This window comes from Arthrobacter koreensis, assembly GCF_035792275.1.
GTDB classification, from domain to species: domain Bacteria; phylum Actinomycetota; class Actinomycetes; order Actinomycetales; family Micrococcaceae; genus Arthrobacter_B; species Arthrobacter_B koreensis_A.
In genome coordinates this window covers 59,766-73,785 of record NZ_JAMWKK010000015.1, presented here as the reverse complement: position 1 = coordinate 73,785, position 14,020 = coordinate 59,766, and the positions used below count along the sequence as shown (strand labels likewise).

Genomic DNA, 14,020 nt, shown 5'->3' with positions numbered 1-14,020 from the left:
AAGGAGTTCACCGCACCCCTTGCCGACTTACCAGGGCCACTACCGCGTGCCCCCCAACACCGGCATCCGTTCCCCAAAGGAGCAATGAGGCATGAGATTTACCCGATGGAGGGCAGCGCTGGGTACAGCACTGTCTGCCGGCCTGCTGGCCGGACCGCTGGCGGCGCTGCCCGCCCACGCGGAGGAATTGCCTTCCGGCGTCGTGATTAACGAGGCCTACCTGAGCGGGGGAAGCACCAACGCCCCGTTCACCAACAAATTCGTTGAGCTGTACAACCCGACCAGCGCCGCCGTCAGCCTGGACGGGTGGTCGCTGCAGTACCGTGCCGCAGGCAGCACGGGTGCACCAACCGGCATCGGCCGCCTCTCCGGAAGCATTCCGGCCGGTGGCTACTACCTCATCCAGGGCGCCAGCAACGGCACCACTGGTGTTGCCCTGCCGGCAGCCGACGCAACGATCGGTGCAAGCTTCTCCGGTGCCTCCGGCACCCTGGTGCTCGCCAACCAGGCCACCGCGGTCAACCCGCTGCCGGCCGGTTCCGTAACGGACCAGCCCGGCGTCGTGGACCTGCTCGGTTACGGCACCTCCAACACCTTCGAGACTGCCCCGGCGGCCGCGCCGGCCGGCAACTCCGATCCGAAGTCCCTGAACCGCACCGGATTCGCGGACACCGACAACAACGCTGCGGACTTCACGCTCAGCGCCTCCGTCACCCCGACGAACACCACCGGAACGGGAACCGTACCGGACCCTGAGCCCACCGATCCCGAACCGACCGACCCCGAGCCCACTGATCCCCCGGCCGGAACGGTAGCAATCGCAGAGATTCAGGGCACCGGAGAAGCAAGCCCGCTGGTCGGCCAGAACGTCACCACCCGCGGCAAGGTCACCGCCGCGTATCCCACCGGCGGCTTCAACGGCTACTACATCCAGACCCCGGGAACCGGCGGCGAACTGGATCCGGCCACCCACACTGCTTCTGACGGCATCTTCGTTTTCTCCGCGGCCACCGTCGGCCAGGTCGCCGTCGGCGACTATGTGGAGGTCACCGGAACCGTCGGCGAATACTTCGGCCTGACCCAGCTGACCGTACCCGCGGGCAGCATGACCAAGCTCAGCGAAGCAGCTGAAGAGGTCAAGCCCGCCACGGTCGCCTGGCCTGCCACGGATGCCGAACGGGAGACCCTCGAGGGCATGCTGCTGGCACCGCAGGGCGAGTTCACCGTCACGGACAACTACACCCTGAACCAGTACGCCGAGATCGGCCTCGCGGCCGGCACCGAGACGCTGGTGCAGCCCACCGCCGTCGCGCCGGTGGGCACCCCGGAACATGCGGCGGTTGTCGCCGCCAATGCGGCAAAGGCGGTAAAGCTCGACGACGGCGCCACCACCAATTTCCTCTCCGCCGCCAACCAGTCCACGCCGCTTCCGTACCTGACCTCCACCGACCCGGTGCGGATCGGGTCTCCGGCGGAATTCACCACCAACGTGATCCTGGACTTCCGCAACAGCGCCTGGAAGTTCCAGCCGCTGACCGAACTGACTCCCGCCAACGCGGAAACCGTGCAGCCGGCGTCGTTCGAAAACACCCGCACCCCGGCACCGCAGAGCGTGGGCGGCAACCTGAAGCTCGCCTCCTTCAACGTGCTGAACTACTTCAGCACCACGGGCGATGACCTCTCCGGCTGCACCTACTACAACGACCGCTCCGGCGCCCCGGTCACCGTCCGCGGCGGCTGTGACGCCCGCGGCGCTGCCAACGACGCGAATCTTGAACGCCAGCAGGCGAAAATCGTCGCCGCGATCAACGCCCTGGGCGCCGACGTCGTTGGCCTCATGGAAATCGAAAACTCGGCCGAACTGGGACAGGACCGGGATACCGCCCTGGCCCGGCTCACCGAGGCCCTGAACGCTGATGCACCGGGAACCTGGGACTACGTCCGCTCCCCCGCGGCACTGCCCGACGACGAAGACGTGATCCGCACGGCGTTTATCTACCGGACCGCTGCCGCCGAACCGGTGGGCGACTCGGTGATCCTGAACGACGAGAGCGTCTTCTCCAACGCCCGCGAACCCCTGGCCCAGGCCTTCAAGCCGGCCGGCGGGGAAGACAGCGAGAGCTTCGTGGCAATCGCGAACCACTTCAAGTCCAAGGGCTCGGCACCGTCCAGCGGCGAGAACGCCGACAACGGGCAGGGCGGCTGGAACGCTGACCGCGTCCGCCAGGCACAGGCCGTGGCCGCCTTCGCTGACTCCGTAGCGGAGGACGCCGGAACCGAGCGGGTCTTCCTGCTGGGTGACTTCAACTCCTATGCAGCAGAAGACCCCATGCAGGTCTTCGCCGAAGCGGGCTACCTGAACCTGGGCAAGGCGACCGGCAAGCACTCCTACGCCTTCAGCGGCCTGGTCGGATCCCTGGACCACATCCTGGCGTCGCCCGCGGCAGCCGAGGACGTGACCGGAACCGACATCTGGAACATCAACTCGGTTGAGTCGGTGGCCCTTGAATACAGCCGGTACAACTACAACGTCAACGACTACTACGCACCGAATCCCTACCGGTCCTCGGACCACGATCCAATCATCGTAGGAATGGACCTGACCCCGGCCGAAGCCGAGGTAACAGACCTGAACCTGCTCAACATCAACGATTTCCACGGTCGCATTGACGCCAACACCGTCAACTTCGCCGGAACCGTTGAGCAGCTCAAGGCCGCCGCACCGGAGGGCAGCTCGCTGTTACTCTCCGCCGGCGACAACATCGGCGCCTCCCTGTTCGCCTCCTCGGTGCAGCAGGACCAGCCGACCATCGACGTCCTGAACGCGCTGGGCCTGCGGGCCTCCGCAGTGGGCAACCATGAGTTCGACGGCGGATTCGCGGACCTCACGGACCGTGTGGTCCCCGCCGCGGACTTCGAGTACCTGGGCGCCAACGTCTACCTCAAGGGAACCACCACCCCGGCGCTGCCGGAGTACACCATCCTGGACGTCAACGGCGTTCAGGTGGCCGTGATCGGTGCCGTCACTGAGGAGACCGGCACGCTGGTCTCCCCCGGCGGCATCTCCACCCTGGAGTTCGGCGACCCGGTGGACGCCGTGAACCGCGTCGCTGAACGCCTGGAAGCAGAGGGCCTGGCGGACGTCATCATCGCCGAATACCACGAAGGTGCCGGCTCGGGAACGCCCGACGGCGCCACCTTGGAGGAAGAGATTGCCGGCGGCGGTGCCTTCGCGGAGATCGTGACGGAAACCAGCGCACTGGTGGACGCCATCTACACCGGCCACACGCACAAGCAGTACGCGTGGGATGCACCGGTTCCGGGCGTGGACGGCAAGACCCGTCCTGTTGTCCAGACCGGCTCCTACGGCGAGTTCATCGGCCAGATCGATCTGCAGTACAACGCCGAAACGGACGAAGTTCTCTCCTACTCCGCAGGCAACGTGGCCCGTACCACCACGCCCGCGGCGGACCTGGTGTCCGCCTACCCAGCAGTCGCCGAGGTCAAGCGGATTGTCGACGCCGCCCTCGCGTTCGCGGCTGAGGTCGGCAACCAGCCGATCGGCTCGGTGACGGCTGACATCACCACGGCCTTCGCCGGAACCTCCCGCGACGACCGCGGCAACGAATCCACCCTGGGCAACCTGGTGGCCGACTCGCTGCTCTCCTCCCTCGGCTCCCCCGAACGCGGCGGTGCCGAAATCGGCGTCGTCAACCCGGGCGGACTCCGCGCCGAGCTGTACTACGGCGAGGACGGCGTGATCACCTACGCCGAAGCCAATGCCGTGCTGCCGTTCGTGAACAACCTGTGGACCACCACGCTCACCGGCGCGCAGCTGAAGTCGGTGCTGGAGGAACAGTGGCAGCCGGACGGAAGCTCCCGGGCATTCCTGGCCCTGGGCCTATCCGACAACGTGACCTATACCTACGATCCGGACCAGGCACGCGGCTCCAGGATCCAGTCGGTCACCGTCAACGGCGCAGCCCTGGACCCCAACCGGGCCTACCGCGTGGGTACGTTCAGCTTCCTGGCCCAGGGCGGAGACAACTTCTCCACCTTCGCCCAAGGCACGGACACCCGTGACTCCGGCCTGATCGACCGGGATGCCTGGATCAGCTACCTGCAGGCCAGCAGCCCGGTCTCTCCCGATTTCGCCCGCCAGGGCGTCATTGTCAAGGGAGCCCCGGCCACTGCCAAGGCCGGCACCAGCGTCTCGTTCACGGTGGACAAGCTGGATCTGACCTCACTGGGCAGCCCGGCCAACACCACGCTGGCCGTCAGCTGGGTACCTGCGGGCGGCACTGCAACCGCGCTGGGCTCCGTACCGGTCAGTGCCGGCGCGGCCAGCGTCACCGCCGCCATTCCGGGGTCGGCCTCCGGCAGCGGCTCGCTGGTTCTCACCGCGGATCCTTCAGGAACCACGGTGACGATTCCGGTCACCATTGATCCCGCACCGGAGCAGCCCACCTGTGTCCGTCCCGTCCCGCCGAAGAACTGGTGGGACGTCCGGGGCTGGCTCAAGTACGCGGTGGATTATGCACGGTACCTGATCTGCACCCTCGGCCGCGGTTAGTCCGCACCGGCTGAGCAGTAAGGAAGCGGCGCCGTCCGGACCACGTGGTCCGGGCGGCGCCGCACATTAAACCGGAGCAGGCGGCGGGCTGGCCGGGTGCTGGAAGTGCGTTGCGTCCGGACGGTAGGCTGGCCGCCACGCGGTCGCCCCGGCCGTGAACGGATGAAGACGACCGGATGAAAGCAACCGGAAGGAACCGGACAGTGACCCTCCTGGGAACCCGCCAGCCTGCCCCCGCTCCGCTGCACTCCACCGAACGGCGGCGCTGGGTGAGCGGGCACGGTGCCCAGCTCGCGGTGTACGAGTACGGCCCGGAACCGGGACCCGGCGTGCCCGAGGTCCTGCTCGTCCACGGATATCCCGATGACCACACCGTTTTTGCCGGCGTCATTGCGCTGCTGGCCCCAGACCACCACGTGATTGCCTACGACACCCGTGACGCAGGACTGTCCACGGTCCAGGAAACCGCGCTGGCCAACTTCCGCCTCCCGCTGCTGGTCGATGATCTGTACGCGGTCCTGGCAGCAGCTGCTGCCGGGCCGGTCCAGCTGGTGGGCCACGACTGGGGATCCGTACAGGGCTGGGCCGCTGCGCGCGATCCGCGGGCACAGTCCCGGCTATCGCGGTACCTCAGCATCTCGGGGCCGGACCTGCAGCACTTCCGCCGCTGGTTCGCCCAGCGGCTGCGGACACCGGGCCGCTGGCTCGACGCCGCCCAGCAGTGCCTGCGCAGTTCCTACGTGGCGGCGTTCTAGATCCCGGTACTACCGGAACTGTTCTTTTCGCTCGCGGGATCGCGGCTGTACGAGCGGACCCAGGGCAGGCCCGCCGGGCGGAATCCGCAGCGCGGACTGGCCCTGTACCGGGCGAACCTCGTTTCCCCCGGTCAGTCCGTGGTCACGGGGACCGTCGAGATACCCGTGGACGTCATTGTGCCGCTGGACGATCCCTTCCTCTCCCCGGCCCTGAACCAGGGTGTGGAGGAGTTCGCACCGCAGGTCCGGTTCACCGCCGTCGACGCCGGCTACTGGTGGCCCGCGACCCACCCCGCCGATCTCGCGGACCGGATGAGGCAGTAGGTCCCGCCGCCGGCATAACGCCGGCGGCGGGACCTACTGCCTGGGATCCGGATTCTTCGGGTCCTCCGAACCCATGTCCGCTGCACCGAGCACGCTGGCCACGGGGGAATCGCTCTTCTCGTTGGCCCGCGGCTTGAGCTCCGGATGGTGCAGGTCCAGCGCCGGCCGTTCGGACCGGATCCGCGGCAGTGAGGTGAAGTTGTGCCGCGGCGGCGGGCAGGAAGTCGCCCACTCAAGCGAAGCACCGAAGCCCCACGGGTCATCCACCTCCACCTTCTTGCCGCGGCGCCAGGTGATGTACACGTTCCAGAAGAACGGAATGAGGGAGATCCCCAGGATCATCGAGCCAATGGTGGAGAGCTGGTTCATACGGGTGAAGTTGTCTTCCACCAGGTAGTCCGCGTAGCGCCGCGGCATGCCCAGCACACCCAGCCAGTGCTGGATCATGAAGGTCATATGGAAGCCCAGGAACAGCAGCCAGAAGTGGATCTTGCCCAGGCGTTCATTGAGCATCTTGCCGGTCCATTTGGGCCACCAGAAGTAGAACCCGCCGAACATCGCGAACACCACCGTGCCAAAGACCACGTAGTGGAAGTGGGCCACCACGAAGTACGTGTCGGACACGTGGAAGTCCAGCGGCGGGGAGGACAGGATGATGCCGGTCAGCCCGCCGAACAGGAACGTGATCATAAAGCCCAGCGCCCACATCATGGGCGTCTCGAACGTTATCGACCCCCGCCACATGGTGCCGATCCAATTGAAGAACTTCACGCCCGTGGGAACCGCAATCAGCATGGTCATGATGGCGAAGAACGGCAGGAACACCTGCCCGGTGACATACATGTGGTGCGCCCAGACGGTCATGGACAACCCGGCGATGGCGATAGTGGCGAAGACCAGGCCCTTGTAGCCGAAGATCGGTTTTCGGCTGAACACCGGCAGGATCTCCGAGATGATGCCGAAGAACGGCAGGGCAATGATGTAGACCTCCGGGTGGCCGAAGAACCAGAACAGGTGCTGCCAGAGAATGGCCCCGCCGTTCTCCGGGTCGAAGATGTGGGCGTCGAACCTCCGGTCCGCACCGAGCGCGAACAGTGCCGCGGCCAGCGGCGGGAAGGCCATCAGCACCAGGATGGCCGTCACCAGGGTGTTCCAGGTGAAGATGGGCATCCGCCACATGGTCATGCCCGGGGCGCGCATGCAGATGATCGTGGTGACGAAATTGACCGAGCCCAGGATGGTGCCGAACCCGGACAGTGCGAGCCCAAAGACCCATAAATCACCGCCGACTCCGGGCGAGAATGTGGTGTTGGACAGCGGCGCGTAGGCCGTCCAGCCGAACGACGCCGCACCCTGCGGGGTGAGGAACCCGCCAATGGCAATAAGGGAACCGAAGAGGAAGAACCAGTACGCCAGCGCGTTGAGCCGCGGAAAGGCGACGTCCGGCGCACCGATCTGCAGCGGCATCATCACGTTCGCGAAACCCGCGAAGAGCGGGGTGGCGAACATCAGCAGCATCAGGGTCCCGTGCATGGTGAACAGCTGGTTGTACTGCTCGCGGGAGGAAACGATTTCCAGTCCCGGCTGGAAAAGCTCAGCCCGGATCACCAGGGCCATCACTCCGGCCAGGCAGAAGAAGATGAAGGACGTGATCAGATACAGGTAGCCAACCTTCTTGTGGTCGGTAGTGGTGAGCCACTCGACCACGACGCGCCCCCGGGAGACGGGTACTACGCGCGGAGGGACTGTCGTTCCTTCTTCGTACTTCAACGTAGACATCAGCGCCGCCTAGGGTCCGCAGGAGGTTCAGCCCTTCACCAACCCCGCCGGACGCAGGCCAGTGTGCCTAGTATCGTAGGTCCGCCCCGGAGACCAGTCCATAGGAGGAACCGGATTCCCGGCTCCTGTCCCCCGCTTGCCCCCAGGTCTAGGCGACCCGTTCCCCAGCCCGCCACACCGCAGCAGTGAGCGGCATGCCGGGACGGTAGGCAAGGTAGGCGGACGACGGCGCGTTGAGCAGGTGGATGTCCGCACGGTGTCCGACGGCGATCGATCCCACCGCGCGTTTCCCGTCCTCGTCCAGGCCCGTATTCCGGCGCAGGGCCAGCGCTCCTCCGTACGTCGCGGCCCGGACAGCTTCGGCAACGCTGAGCCCCATCTGCAGCACCGCCGTCGTAACGCAGAACGCCATGGACGTGGTGTAGGACGTGCCGGGGTTGCAGTTCGAGGCCAGGGCAATTTCGACGCCGGCGTCCAGCAGTTCCCGGCCCGGAGCCAGCGGCTGCCGGGTGGACAGGTCGCAGGCCGGCAGGCAGGTGGCAACCGTTCCCGGCGTCCCGGTCCCGGCGTCCCGGTTCCAGCCCTCCCAGCTGCCCGCGAGCGCCTGGACGTCGCCGGGGGAAAGGTAGTTCACGTGGTCCACGCTCGCGGCACCAAACTCGACGGCCAGCTGCACTCCGGCTCCCGGGCCCAGCTGGTTTCCGTGCACCCGCAGTCCCAGCCCGGCGTCCCGGCACGCGGCGAGCACCCGGCGGGACTGCTCCTCGGTGAAGGCGCCGCGCTCGCAGAACACGTCTGCCCACTGCACGTAGGGCAGCACACCAGCCAGCATCGGCCCGCAGACCAGGTCCGTGTATTCCTCGGCGGACATCCCGCCCGGAACCAGGTGCGCGCCCAGGTAGGTCACGTCGTCCACCACGCTGGAGGCGATCCGGGCGCTGCGTGCCTCCTGCTCCACGTCCAGCCCGTAGCCGGTCTTGGTTTCAAGCCAGGTGGTTCCCCCGGCGGCGGCTTCGGCGCGGCGGGCCAGCAGCAGCCGGGTGAGGTCGTAGTCCCCTGCGCTGCGGGTCGCTTCCGTGGTTACGGCGATGCCGCCGGCGCTGTAGCTTTCCCCGGCCATCCGGGCGGCGAACTCTGCACTGCGGTCCCCGGCGAACACCAGGTGGGTGTGGGAGTCCACCCAGCCGGGCAGCGCTGCCCGCCCGCCGGCGTCGTGCGCTTCATCTGCCGCGGGAGCCTGGGCCGCCGGGCCAAGCCAGGCGATGCGCTCACCTTCGAGCACGACGGCGGCACGCTCGATCACGGCCTCGGATCCGCGGGCGGGGTCCATGGTGGACAGCTCGCCGATGTTGGTGATCAGCAGGGATTTGCTCATGGCTGGCCTTCCCGGACGGCCGCGTCGAGTTTTGCGGCGGCAGAGGCCAGGAGGGTGCCCGGGTCACCCAGGCGCAGGTGCCTGCCCCGTTCCGCGGCGAGGGTGCCCCCGACGACGACGGCGGTGACGTCCTGCGCGGTGGCAGCCAGTGCCAGCTGGGCCGGGTCGGAGCCTGCGGTCCGCGTGCTGGCGGGGTCAACGGACATCAGGTCGCAGGAGGTGCCCGGCGCGAACCCGGGCGCCCGGCGTCCCTGCGCGGCAGCGCCGGCGTCAGAGACTGCCCGGTGCAGGTCGGCGGGAGCGAACCGTCCCCTGGTACCCGATGCCAGGCGTTCACCGTGTTCGAGTGCCCGCATTTCCAGCCAGGGATCGATGATGGCGTGCTGGTCCGAGCCGAGCGCGATCCGCGCCCCGGCGTCCGCCAGCGCTGCGGCCGGGCCGATTCCGTCGGCCAGGTCCGCTTCGGTGCTCGGACACATCACCACCGTTGCACCGGCGTCCCCGAGCAGCTGAATGTCCTCCGGGGTCAGGTGCGTGGCATGGACGGCGGCCAGGCGGGGGCCCAGCAGGCCGTGCCGGTGCAGCAGCTGGACGGGGGTCAGTCCCGTGGCGGCGAGGCAGTCCCGGTTCTCCGCGGGCTGTTCGGAGACGTGGATGTGCAGGGGCAGGTCCGGATCCAGCCCGGCAGCGATGGCCTGCAGCGCGTCTTCGGGCACCGCCCGGACCGAGTGCAGGGCCGCACCGACAGACACGTACGCCGGATCGAACTCGGCTTCAAAGCTATGCCGCAGGTCCTTGAGCCGGTCCAGCCAGGCGCCGGCGCTTCCGTCACTGAAACGGAGCTGCCCGTCGGCGAGCGGTTCGTTGAAGCCGCCCGCGAGGTAGCAGGTGTCCAGCAGGGTGAGCCGGATACCGGCGGCCTGCGCGGCGCGGCCCAGGGCCAGTTCCATGGCATGCCCGGGGTACGGCGAGCCGTCCGGGCGGTGGTGCACGTAGTGGAATTCGGCGACGGAGGTGTAGCCCGCGGTGACCATTTCGGCGTAGACGGCGGTGGCCAACTCTTCGTACAGCTCCGGGGTGAGCGCTGCCGCGGCCTGGTACATTCCCTGCCGCCAGGACCAAAAGCTGTCCGCGCCGCCGGTGTGGGTGCGGCCGCGCAGCACCCGGTGGAAGGCATGCGAGTGCGCGTTGGACGCCGCAGGAACCACGACGCCGTCCAGTACCAGGTCCCCCGGTCTCGGCTGCGTGCCGGTTTCCACGGCTGCGACGATGCCCGCGGAGTCGACGCTCAGACGGACACCGGTTTCAACCTGACCGTTCCGCAGCGCCCGTTCGCACCACACTCCTGTTCTCACAGCAGTCCCTCCAGGACGTCTGCGAGTGCCTGCGCCGAGTAGTCGGCGTCGGCGTCTTCCACGTACTCCTCCGGGGAGTGGGAGATGCCGCTGGGGTTCCGGACAAAGACCATGCCCGCGGGGACATGCCCGGCGAGGATCCCGGCGTCGTGCCCGGCACCGGTGGTCAGGACGGGAGCCTGCGGCAGGGCCAGCTGGAGCTGGCGCTGCAGCTGCGGATCGAAGCTGGTGGTGGGGCTGAAGGATTCCTGCGACAGGGTGACGGAGCAGCCTTCGAACGCGGCAATCTTCTGCGCCTTGCCGTGGATGGTTTCCACCAGCGCGGCGGTGACTGCGTCCTCCTCGTGCCGGGCGTCCAGCCAGAGTTCCACCCGGGAGGCGATGACGTTGGTACCGCCCGGAATAGCCTGGATCCGGCCCACGGTCGCCCGGGCGCCGGGCTGCGCGGACGCGGCCTGCTGCACGGCGGTGATGATCTGCGCGGCCGCTACCATGGGGTCCGCCCGGTCCTCCATCAGCGTGGTGCCCGCGTGGTTGCCCTGCCCGTGCACGGTGAGCTTCCAGCGGCCGTGGCCAAGGATTGAACTGCCGACGGCGACGGCGGGGCCGTCCTCGCCGAGTCCGCGGCCCTGTTCCACGTGCAGTTCCACGAAGTCGCCGATCCGGGCCAGCGCTTTTTCGTCCCGCCCCAGGTGTGCCGGGTCCAGCCCGGCGGCGCGGGCGGCGTCGGCGAAGGTGGTGCCGGCGTCGTCGCGCAGGTTCCGTGCCTTGTCCGGGTCGATCGCGCCGGTCAGCAGCCGTGAGCCCAGGCAGGCGACGCCGAAGCGTGAGCCTTCTTCCTCGGGAAAGACGGTGATGGCCAGGGAGCGGCCCGGCTGCACGCCGCGCTCTTTCAGGACGTCGACGGCGGCAAGCGCGGCGGCGATGCCGAGCGGACCGTCGAAGGCCCCTCCCCCGGGAACAGAGTCCAGATGGCTGCCGGTAACCAGCGCACCTTTCTGCGGCTCTCCCCACCAGGCCCAGAGGATGCCGTTGCGGTCGGTCTCCACGGCGAGGCCGCGGGCTTCGGCTTCGGTGGTGAACCAGGCGCGCAGCTCGGTCTCCGCGGTGGAGAACACCGGGCGGGTGTAGCCGCCGCGCACCGGGTCGCGGCCGATGCCTGAGATCGCGTCGAGGAGGGTGGTAACTGCTGCCATGCTGGTGTCCTTGCCGGGTTGGATCGGTGGTGCTGGTTCGTGCTTTGCGCGGGACTTATTCGGCCATGGGAATGCGCACGCCGCGTTCTTGGGCGACCTGTGCTGCCTCGTCGTAGCCGGCGTCGACGTGGCGCATGACGCCGGTGCCGGGATCGTTGGTGAGCAGGCGCTCGAGTTTGCGGGCGGCCAGTTCGGTGCCGTCTGCCACGGAGACCTGCCCGGCGTGCAGGGACCGGCCGATGCCAACCCCTCCGCCGTGGTGGATGGAGACCCAGGTGGCGCCCGAGGAGGTGTTGAGCAGGGCGTTCAGCAGCGGCCAGTCGGCGATCGCGTCGGAGCCGTCCCGCATGCCCTCGGTTTCCCGGTACGGGGAGGCAACGGAGCCGGAGTCCAGATGGTCCCGGCCGATCACGATCGGAGCGGACACCTTCCCCTCGGCGACGAGCCGGTTGAACAGCAGTCCGGCCTGCGCGCGTTCCCCGTAGCCCAGCCAGCAGATGCGGGCGGGCAGGCCTTCGAACTCGACGTGTTCGGCGGCGGCGTCCAGCCAGCGGTGCAGGTGCTCCTTGTCGGGGAAGAGCTCCTTCAGGGCGGCGTCGGTGACGGCGATGTCCGCCGGGTCTCCGGAGAGCGCCACCCAGCGGAACGGGCCCATGCCTTCGCAGAACAGCGGCCGGATGTAGGCGGGGACAAAACCGGGGAAGTCGAAGGCCCGGTCATAGCCGCCCTGGCGGGCTTCGTCGCGGATGGAGTTGCCGTAGTCGAACACCTCGGCGCCGGCGTCCTGGAAACCGACCATGGCTTCCACATGGCGGGCCATGGATGCCTGGGCCTTTTTGGTGAAGCCCTCCGGATCGGCTTCGGCTTCGCGGTGCCAGTCCTGGACCGCAATGCCCTCGGGCAGGTAGCTGAGCGGGTCGTGGGCGGAGGTCTGGTCGGTGACGATGTCGAAGTCCGCGCCTTCGCCTGTGTTCCGGCGGCGGAGCAGTTCGGGGAAGACTTCAGCGGCGTTGCCAACCAGCCCAACGGAAAGTGCCCGTCCCTCCGCCTTGGCTGCCATGACCTTGGCGAGGGCCGCATCGAGGTCCGTTTCGACGTCGTCCAGGTAGCGTTTGGCGGCCCGGCGCCGCAGCCGGGACTCGTCGACGTCGACAATCAGCACCGCTCCCCCGTTGAGGGTGACCGCCAGCGGCTGGGCACCGCCCATGCCGCCGCAGCCGCCGGTGAGCGTGGCAGTACCGGCCAGGGAACCGCCGAACCTTTTGTTGGCGATGGCGGCGAAGGTTTCGTAGGTGCCCTGCAGGATGCCCTGGGTGCCGATGTAGATCCAGGATCCGGCAGTCATCTGCCCGTACATGGTCAGGCCTTCGGCCTCCAGCCGGCGGAACTCGGGCCAGGTGGACCAGTCCCCCACCAGGTTCGAGTTGGCGATCAGCACCCGCGGCGCCCATTCGTTCGTGCGGAACACCCCCACCGGCTTGCCGGACTGGACCAGGAGGGTTTCGTCGTCGTCGAGCGTTTCCAGTGTGCGGATGATCGCGTCGAAGGACTCCCAGTTCCGGGCCGCCTTGCCGGTGCCGCCGTAGACCACCAGGTCCTCGGGACGCTCGGCGACCTCCGGATCCAGGTTGTTCATCAGCATCCGCAGCGGGGCTTCGGTCTGCCAGCTTTTGGCGTTCAGTTCCGTGCCGCGCGGCGCGCGGACGGTGCGCGGGGTGGGGTTCTGGGTCATCTGGTTCTCCGTCTTCATCGTCGGCAGGGTCTGGGTTTGTTGGTTATACGGTCATGCGGTTAGCCGGGGGCGTGGACTGCGCTGGTTGCTTCGGTCAGGGCGCGGCAGATGTCCTTGAGCCGTGCCGGGGTGACCCGGTAGCTGGGAACCACAACGCTCATGGCGGCGACGGCTTTTCCGCCGGCGGTCAGCGGCACGGCGATCGCAGTGATGTCCGGTTCGACGCCGTCGCTCACCACGGCACAGCCCTGCCAGTCCGTACCGGCGGAGGCATCGGTACCGTCCGCCATTGCCTTGCCCGCGGCGCTTCCCTCGAGCTGAAAACGGCGGCCGACCCAGTTGGCGTGGCGGACGGACTGGGTGCCTTCGGCAATGGCGATGTAGAGCCCGTGTCCGCCGGCCGCCGGAATGCTCAGGTAAGTGGATTCACCCGTCTGCTCGACGATCCGGTCCATGGCGGAGCGGTAGGTGGAAATCAGGGATTCTGAGCTGAGGGCAAGCACGCCGAGCTGCACGATTGCCGGTCCGGGACGGTAGATTCCGCTCTCTTCCCGGCGCAGGAAATCCGTTCCTTCCAGGGTGCGCAGCAGGCGCAGGGCGGTGCTGGTGGACAGGCCTGCGGCCTTCGCTGCCTCGGACTGCGTCACAGCCCCCTGGCGGCACACCACGCTGAGCAGGGACAGAGCCCGTTCCACCGTCCGGGTGGTGCTGTCCGCCTTTGCTGTCTCAGCCATGATGCTGCTTTCCGTCGCCTGACTATTGCCACCTAGTAAAACAGCAATTTCACTAGGTGGCTAGGATTTCTGAACACTTGAAGCTTCAATAAAGTTGTGCCATAGTGGTTGAAGCTTCAAGTGTTCAGCGCTTTGGTTACCGCCCCGCCCCTACTCGAAAAGATTCACGTGGCTTTCCGTTTCCCCATCTTCAGAAG

General features: G+C 67.8%; 9 protein-coding genes. 3 read left to right on the top strand and 6 right to left on the bottom strand.

The window, feature by feature from the left end:
• Positions 1–91 precede the first annotated feature (91 nt).
• The 3 genes from NGB94_RS14395 to NGB94_RS14385 all read left to right on the top strand — a co-directional run bounded on the left by NGB94_RS14395 (position 92) and on the right by NGB94_RS14385 (position 5,652).
• Positions 92–4,573: an ExeM/NucH family extracellular endonuclease gene (locus NGB94_RS14395; RefSeq protein ID WP_325791371.1), complete on the top strand. Its 4,482-nt coding sequence runs from the start codon at positions 92–94 to the stop codon at positions 4,571–4,573.
• A 203-nt stretch (positions 4,574–4,776) separates the two neighbouring features.
• Positions 4,777–5,328, top strand: a complete 552-nt coding sequence (locus tag NGB94_RS14390; protein WP_325791370.1) for an alpha/beta fold hydrolase — start codon at positions 4,777–4,779, stop codon at positions 5,326–5,328.
• Positions 5,329–5,466: 138 nt separating this feature from the next.
• A complete protein-coding gene (locus tag NGB94_RS14385) occupies positions 5,467–5,652 on the top strand; it encodes a hypothetical protein (RefSeq protein ID WP_325791369.1) in 186 nt (61 codons plus the stop codon).
• A 33-nt stretch (positions 5,653–5,685) separates the two neighbouring features.
• Here the strand turns inward: NGB94_RS14385 and ctaD are convergent, their stop codons facing one another.
• The 6 genes from ctaD to NGB94_RS14355 form a co-directional block, all read right to left on the bottom strand.
• Positions 5,686–7,431, bottom strand: a complete 1,746-nt coding sequence (ctaD, locus tag NGB94_RS14380) for a cytochrome c oxidase subunit I (protein ID WP_325791368.1) — start codon at positions 7,429–7,431, stop codon at positions 5,686–5,688.
• A 148-nt stretch (positions 7,432–7,579) separates the two neighbouring features.
• Positions 7,580–8,806 carry an amidohydrolase family protein gene (locus NGB94_RS14375; protein WP_325791367.1) on the bottom strand — a complete coding sequence of 409 codons (1,227 nt, stop codon included), beginning with the start codon at positions 8,804–8,806 and terminating at the stop codon, positions 7,580–7,582.
• The gene (locus tag NGB94_RS14370) at positions 8,803–10,161 is read right to left on the bottom strand and encodes a formimidoylglutamate deiminase (protein WP_325791366.1); all 1,359 of its coding nucleotides are present in this window, start codon (positions 10,159–10,161) and stop codon (positions 8,803–8,805) included. The genes NGB94_RS14375 and NGB94_RS14370 overlap by 4 nt, the downstream gene beginning before the upstream one ends.
• Positions 10,158–11,357 carry an allantoate amidohydrolase gene (locus tag NGB94_RS14365; protein WP_325791365.1) on the bottom strand — a complete coding sequence of 400 codons (1,200 nt, stop codon included), beginning with the start codon at positions 11,355–11,357 and terminating at the stop codon, positions 10,158–10,160. The genes NGB94_RS14370 and NGB94_RS14365 overlap by 4 nt, the downstream gene beginning before the upstream one ends.
• A gap of 55 nt (positions 11,358–11,412) precedes the next feature.
• Positions 11,413–13,089, bottom strand: a complete 1,677-nt coding sequence (gene hutU / locus NGB94_RS14360) for a urocanate hydratase (protein ID WP_325791364.1) — start codon at positions 13,087–13,089, stop codon at positions 11,413–11,415.
• A gap of 59 nt (positions 13,090–13,148) precedes the next feature.
• Positions 13,149–13,823 carry an IclR family transcriptional regulator gene (locus NGB94_RS14355; RefSeq protein WP_325791363.1) on the bottom strand — a complete coding sequence of 225 codons (675 nt, stop codon included), beginning with the start codon at positions 13,821–13,823 and terminating at the stop codon, positions 13,149–13,151.
• Positions 13,824–14,020: the final 197 nt, after the last annotated feature.

What these genes read in the sequence shown, in the direction of transcription:
- NGB94_RS14395 (WP_325791371.1), top strand. Translation starts at nt 92, where the DNA reads ATGAGATTTACCCGATGGAGGGCAGCGCTGGGTACAGCACTGTCTGCC.
- ctaD (WP_325791368.1), bottom strand. Translation starts at nt 7,431, where the DNA reads ATGTCTACGTTGAAGTACGAAGAAGGAACGACAGTCCCTCCGCGCGTA.
- NGB94_RS14375 (WP_325791367.1), bottom strand. Translation starts at nt 8,806, where the DNA reads ATGAGCAAATCCCTGCTGATCACCAACATCGGCGAGCTGTCCACCATG.
- NGB94_RS14365 (WP_325791365.1), bottom strand. Translation starts at nt 11,357, where the DNA reads ATGGCAGCAGTTACCACCCTCCTCGACGCGATCTCAGGCATCGGCCGC.
- hutU (WP_325791364.1), bottom strand. Translation starts at nt 13,089, where the DNA reads ATGACCCAGAACCCCACCCCGCGCACCGTCCGCGCGCCGCGCGGCACG.
- NGB94_RS14355 (WP_325791363.1), bottom strand. Translation starts at nt 13,823, where the DNA reads ATGGCTGAGACAGCAAAGGCGGACAGCACCACCCGGACGGTGGAACGG.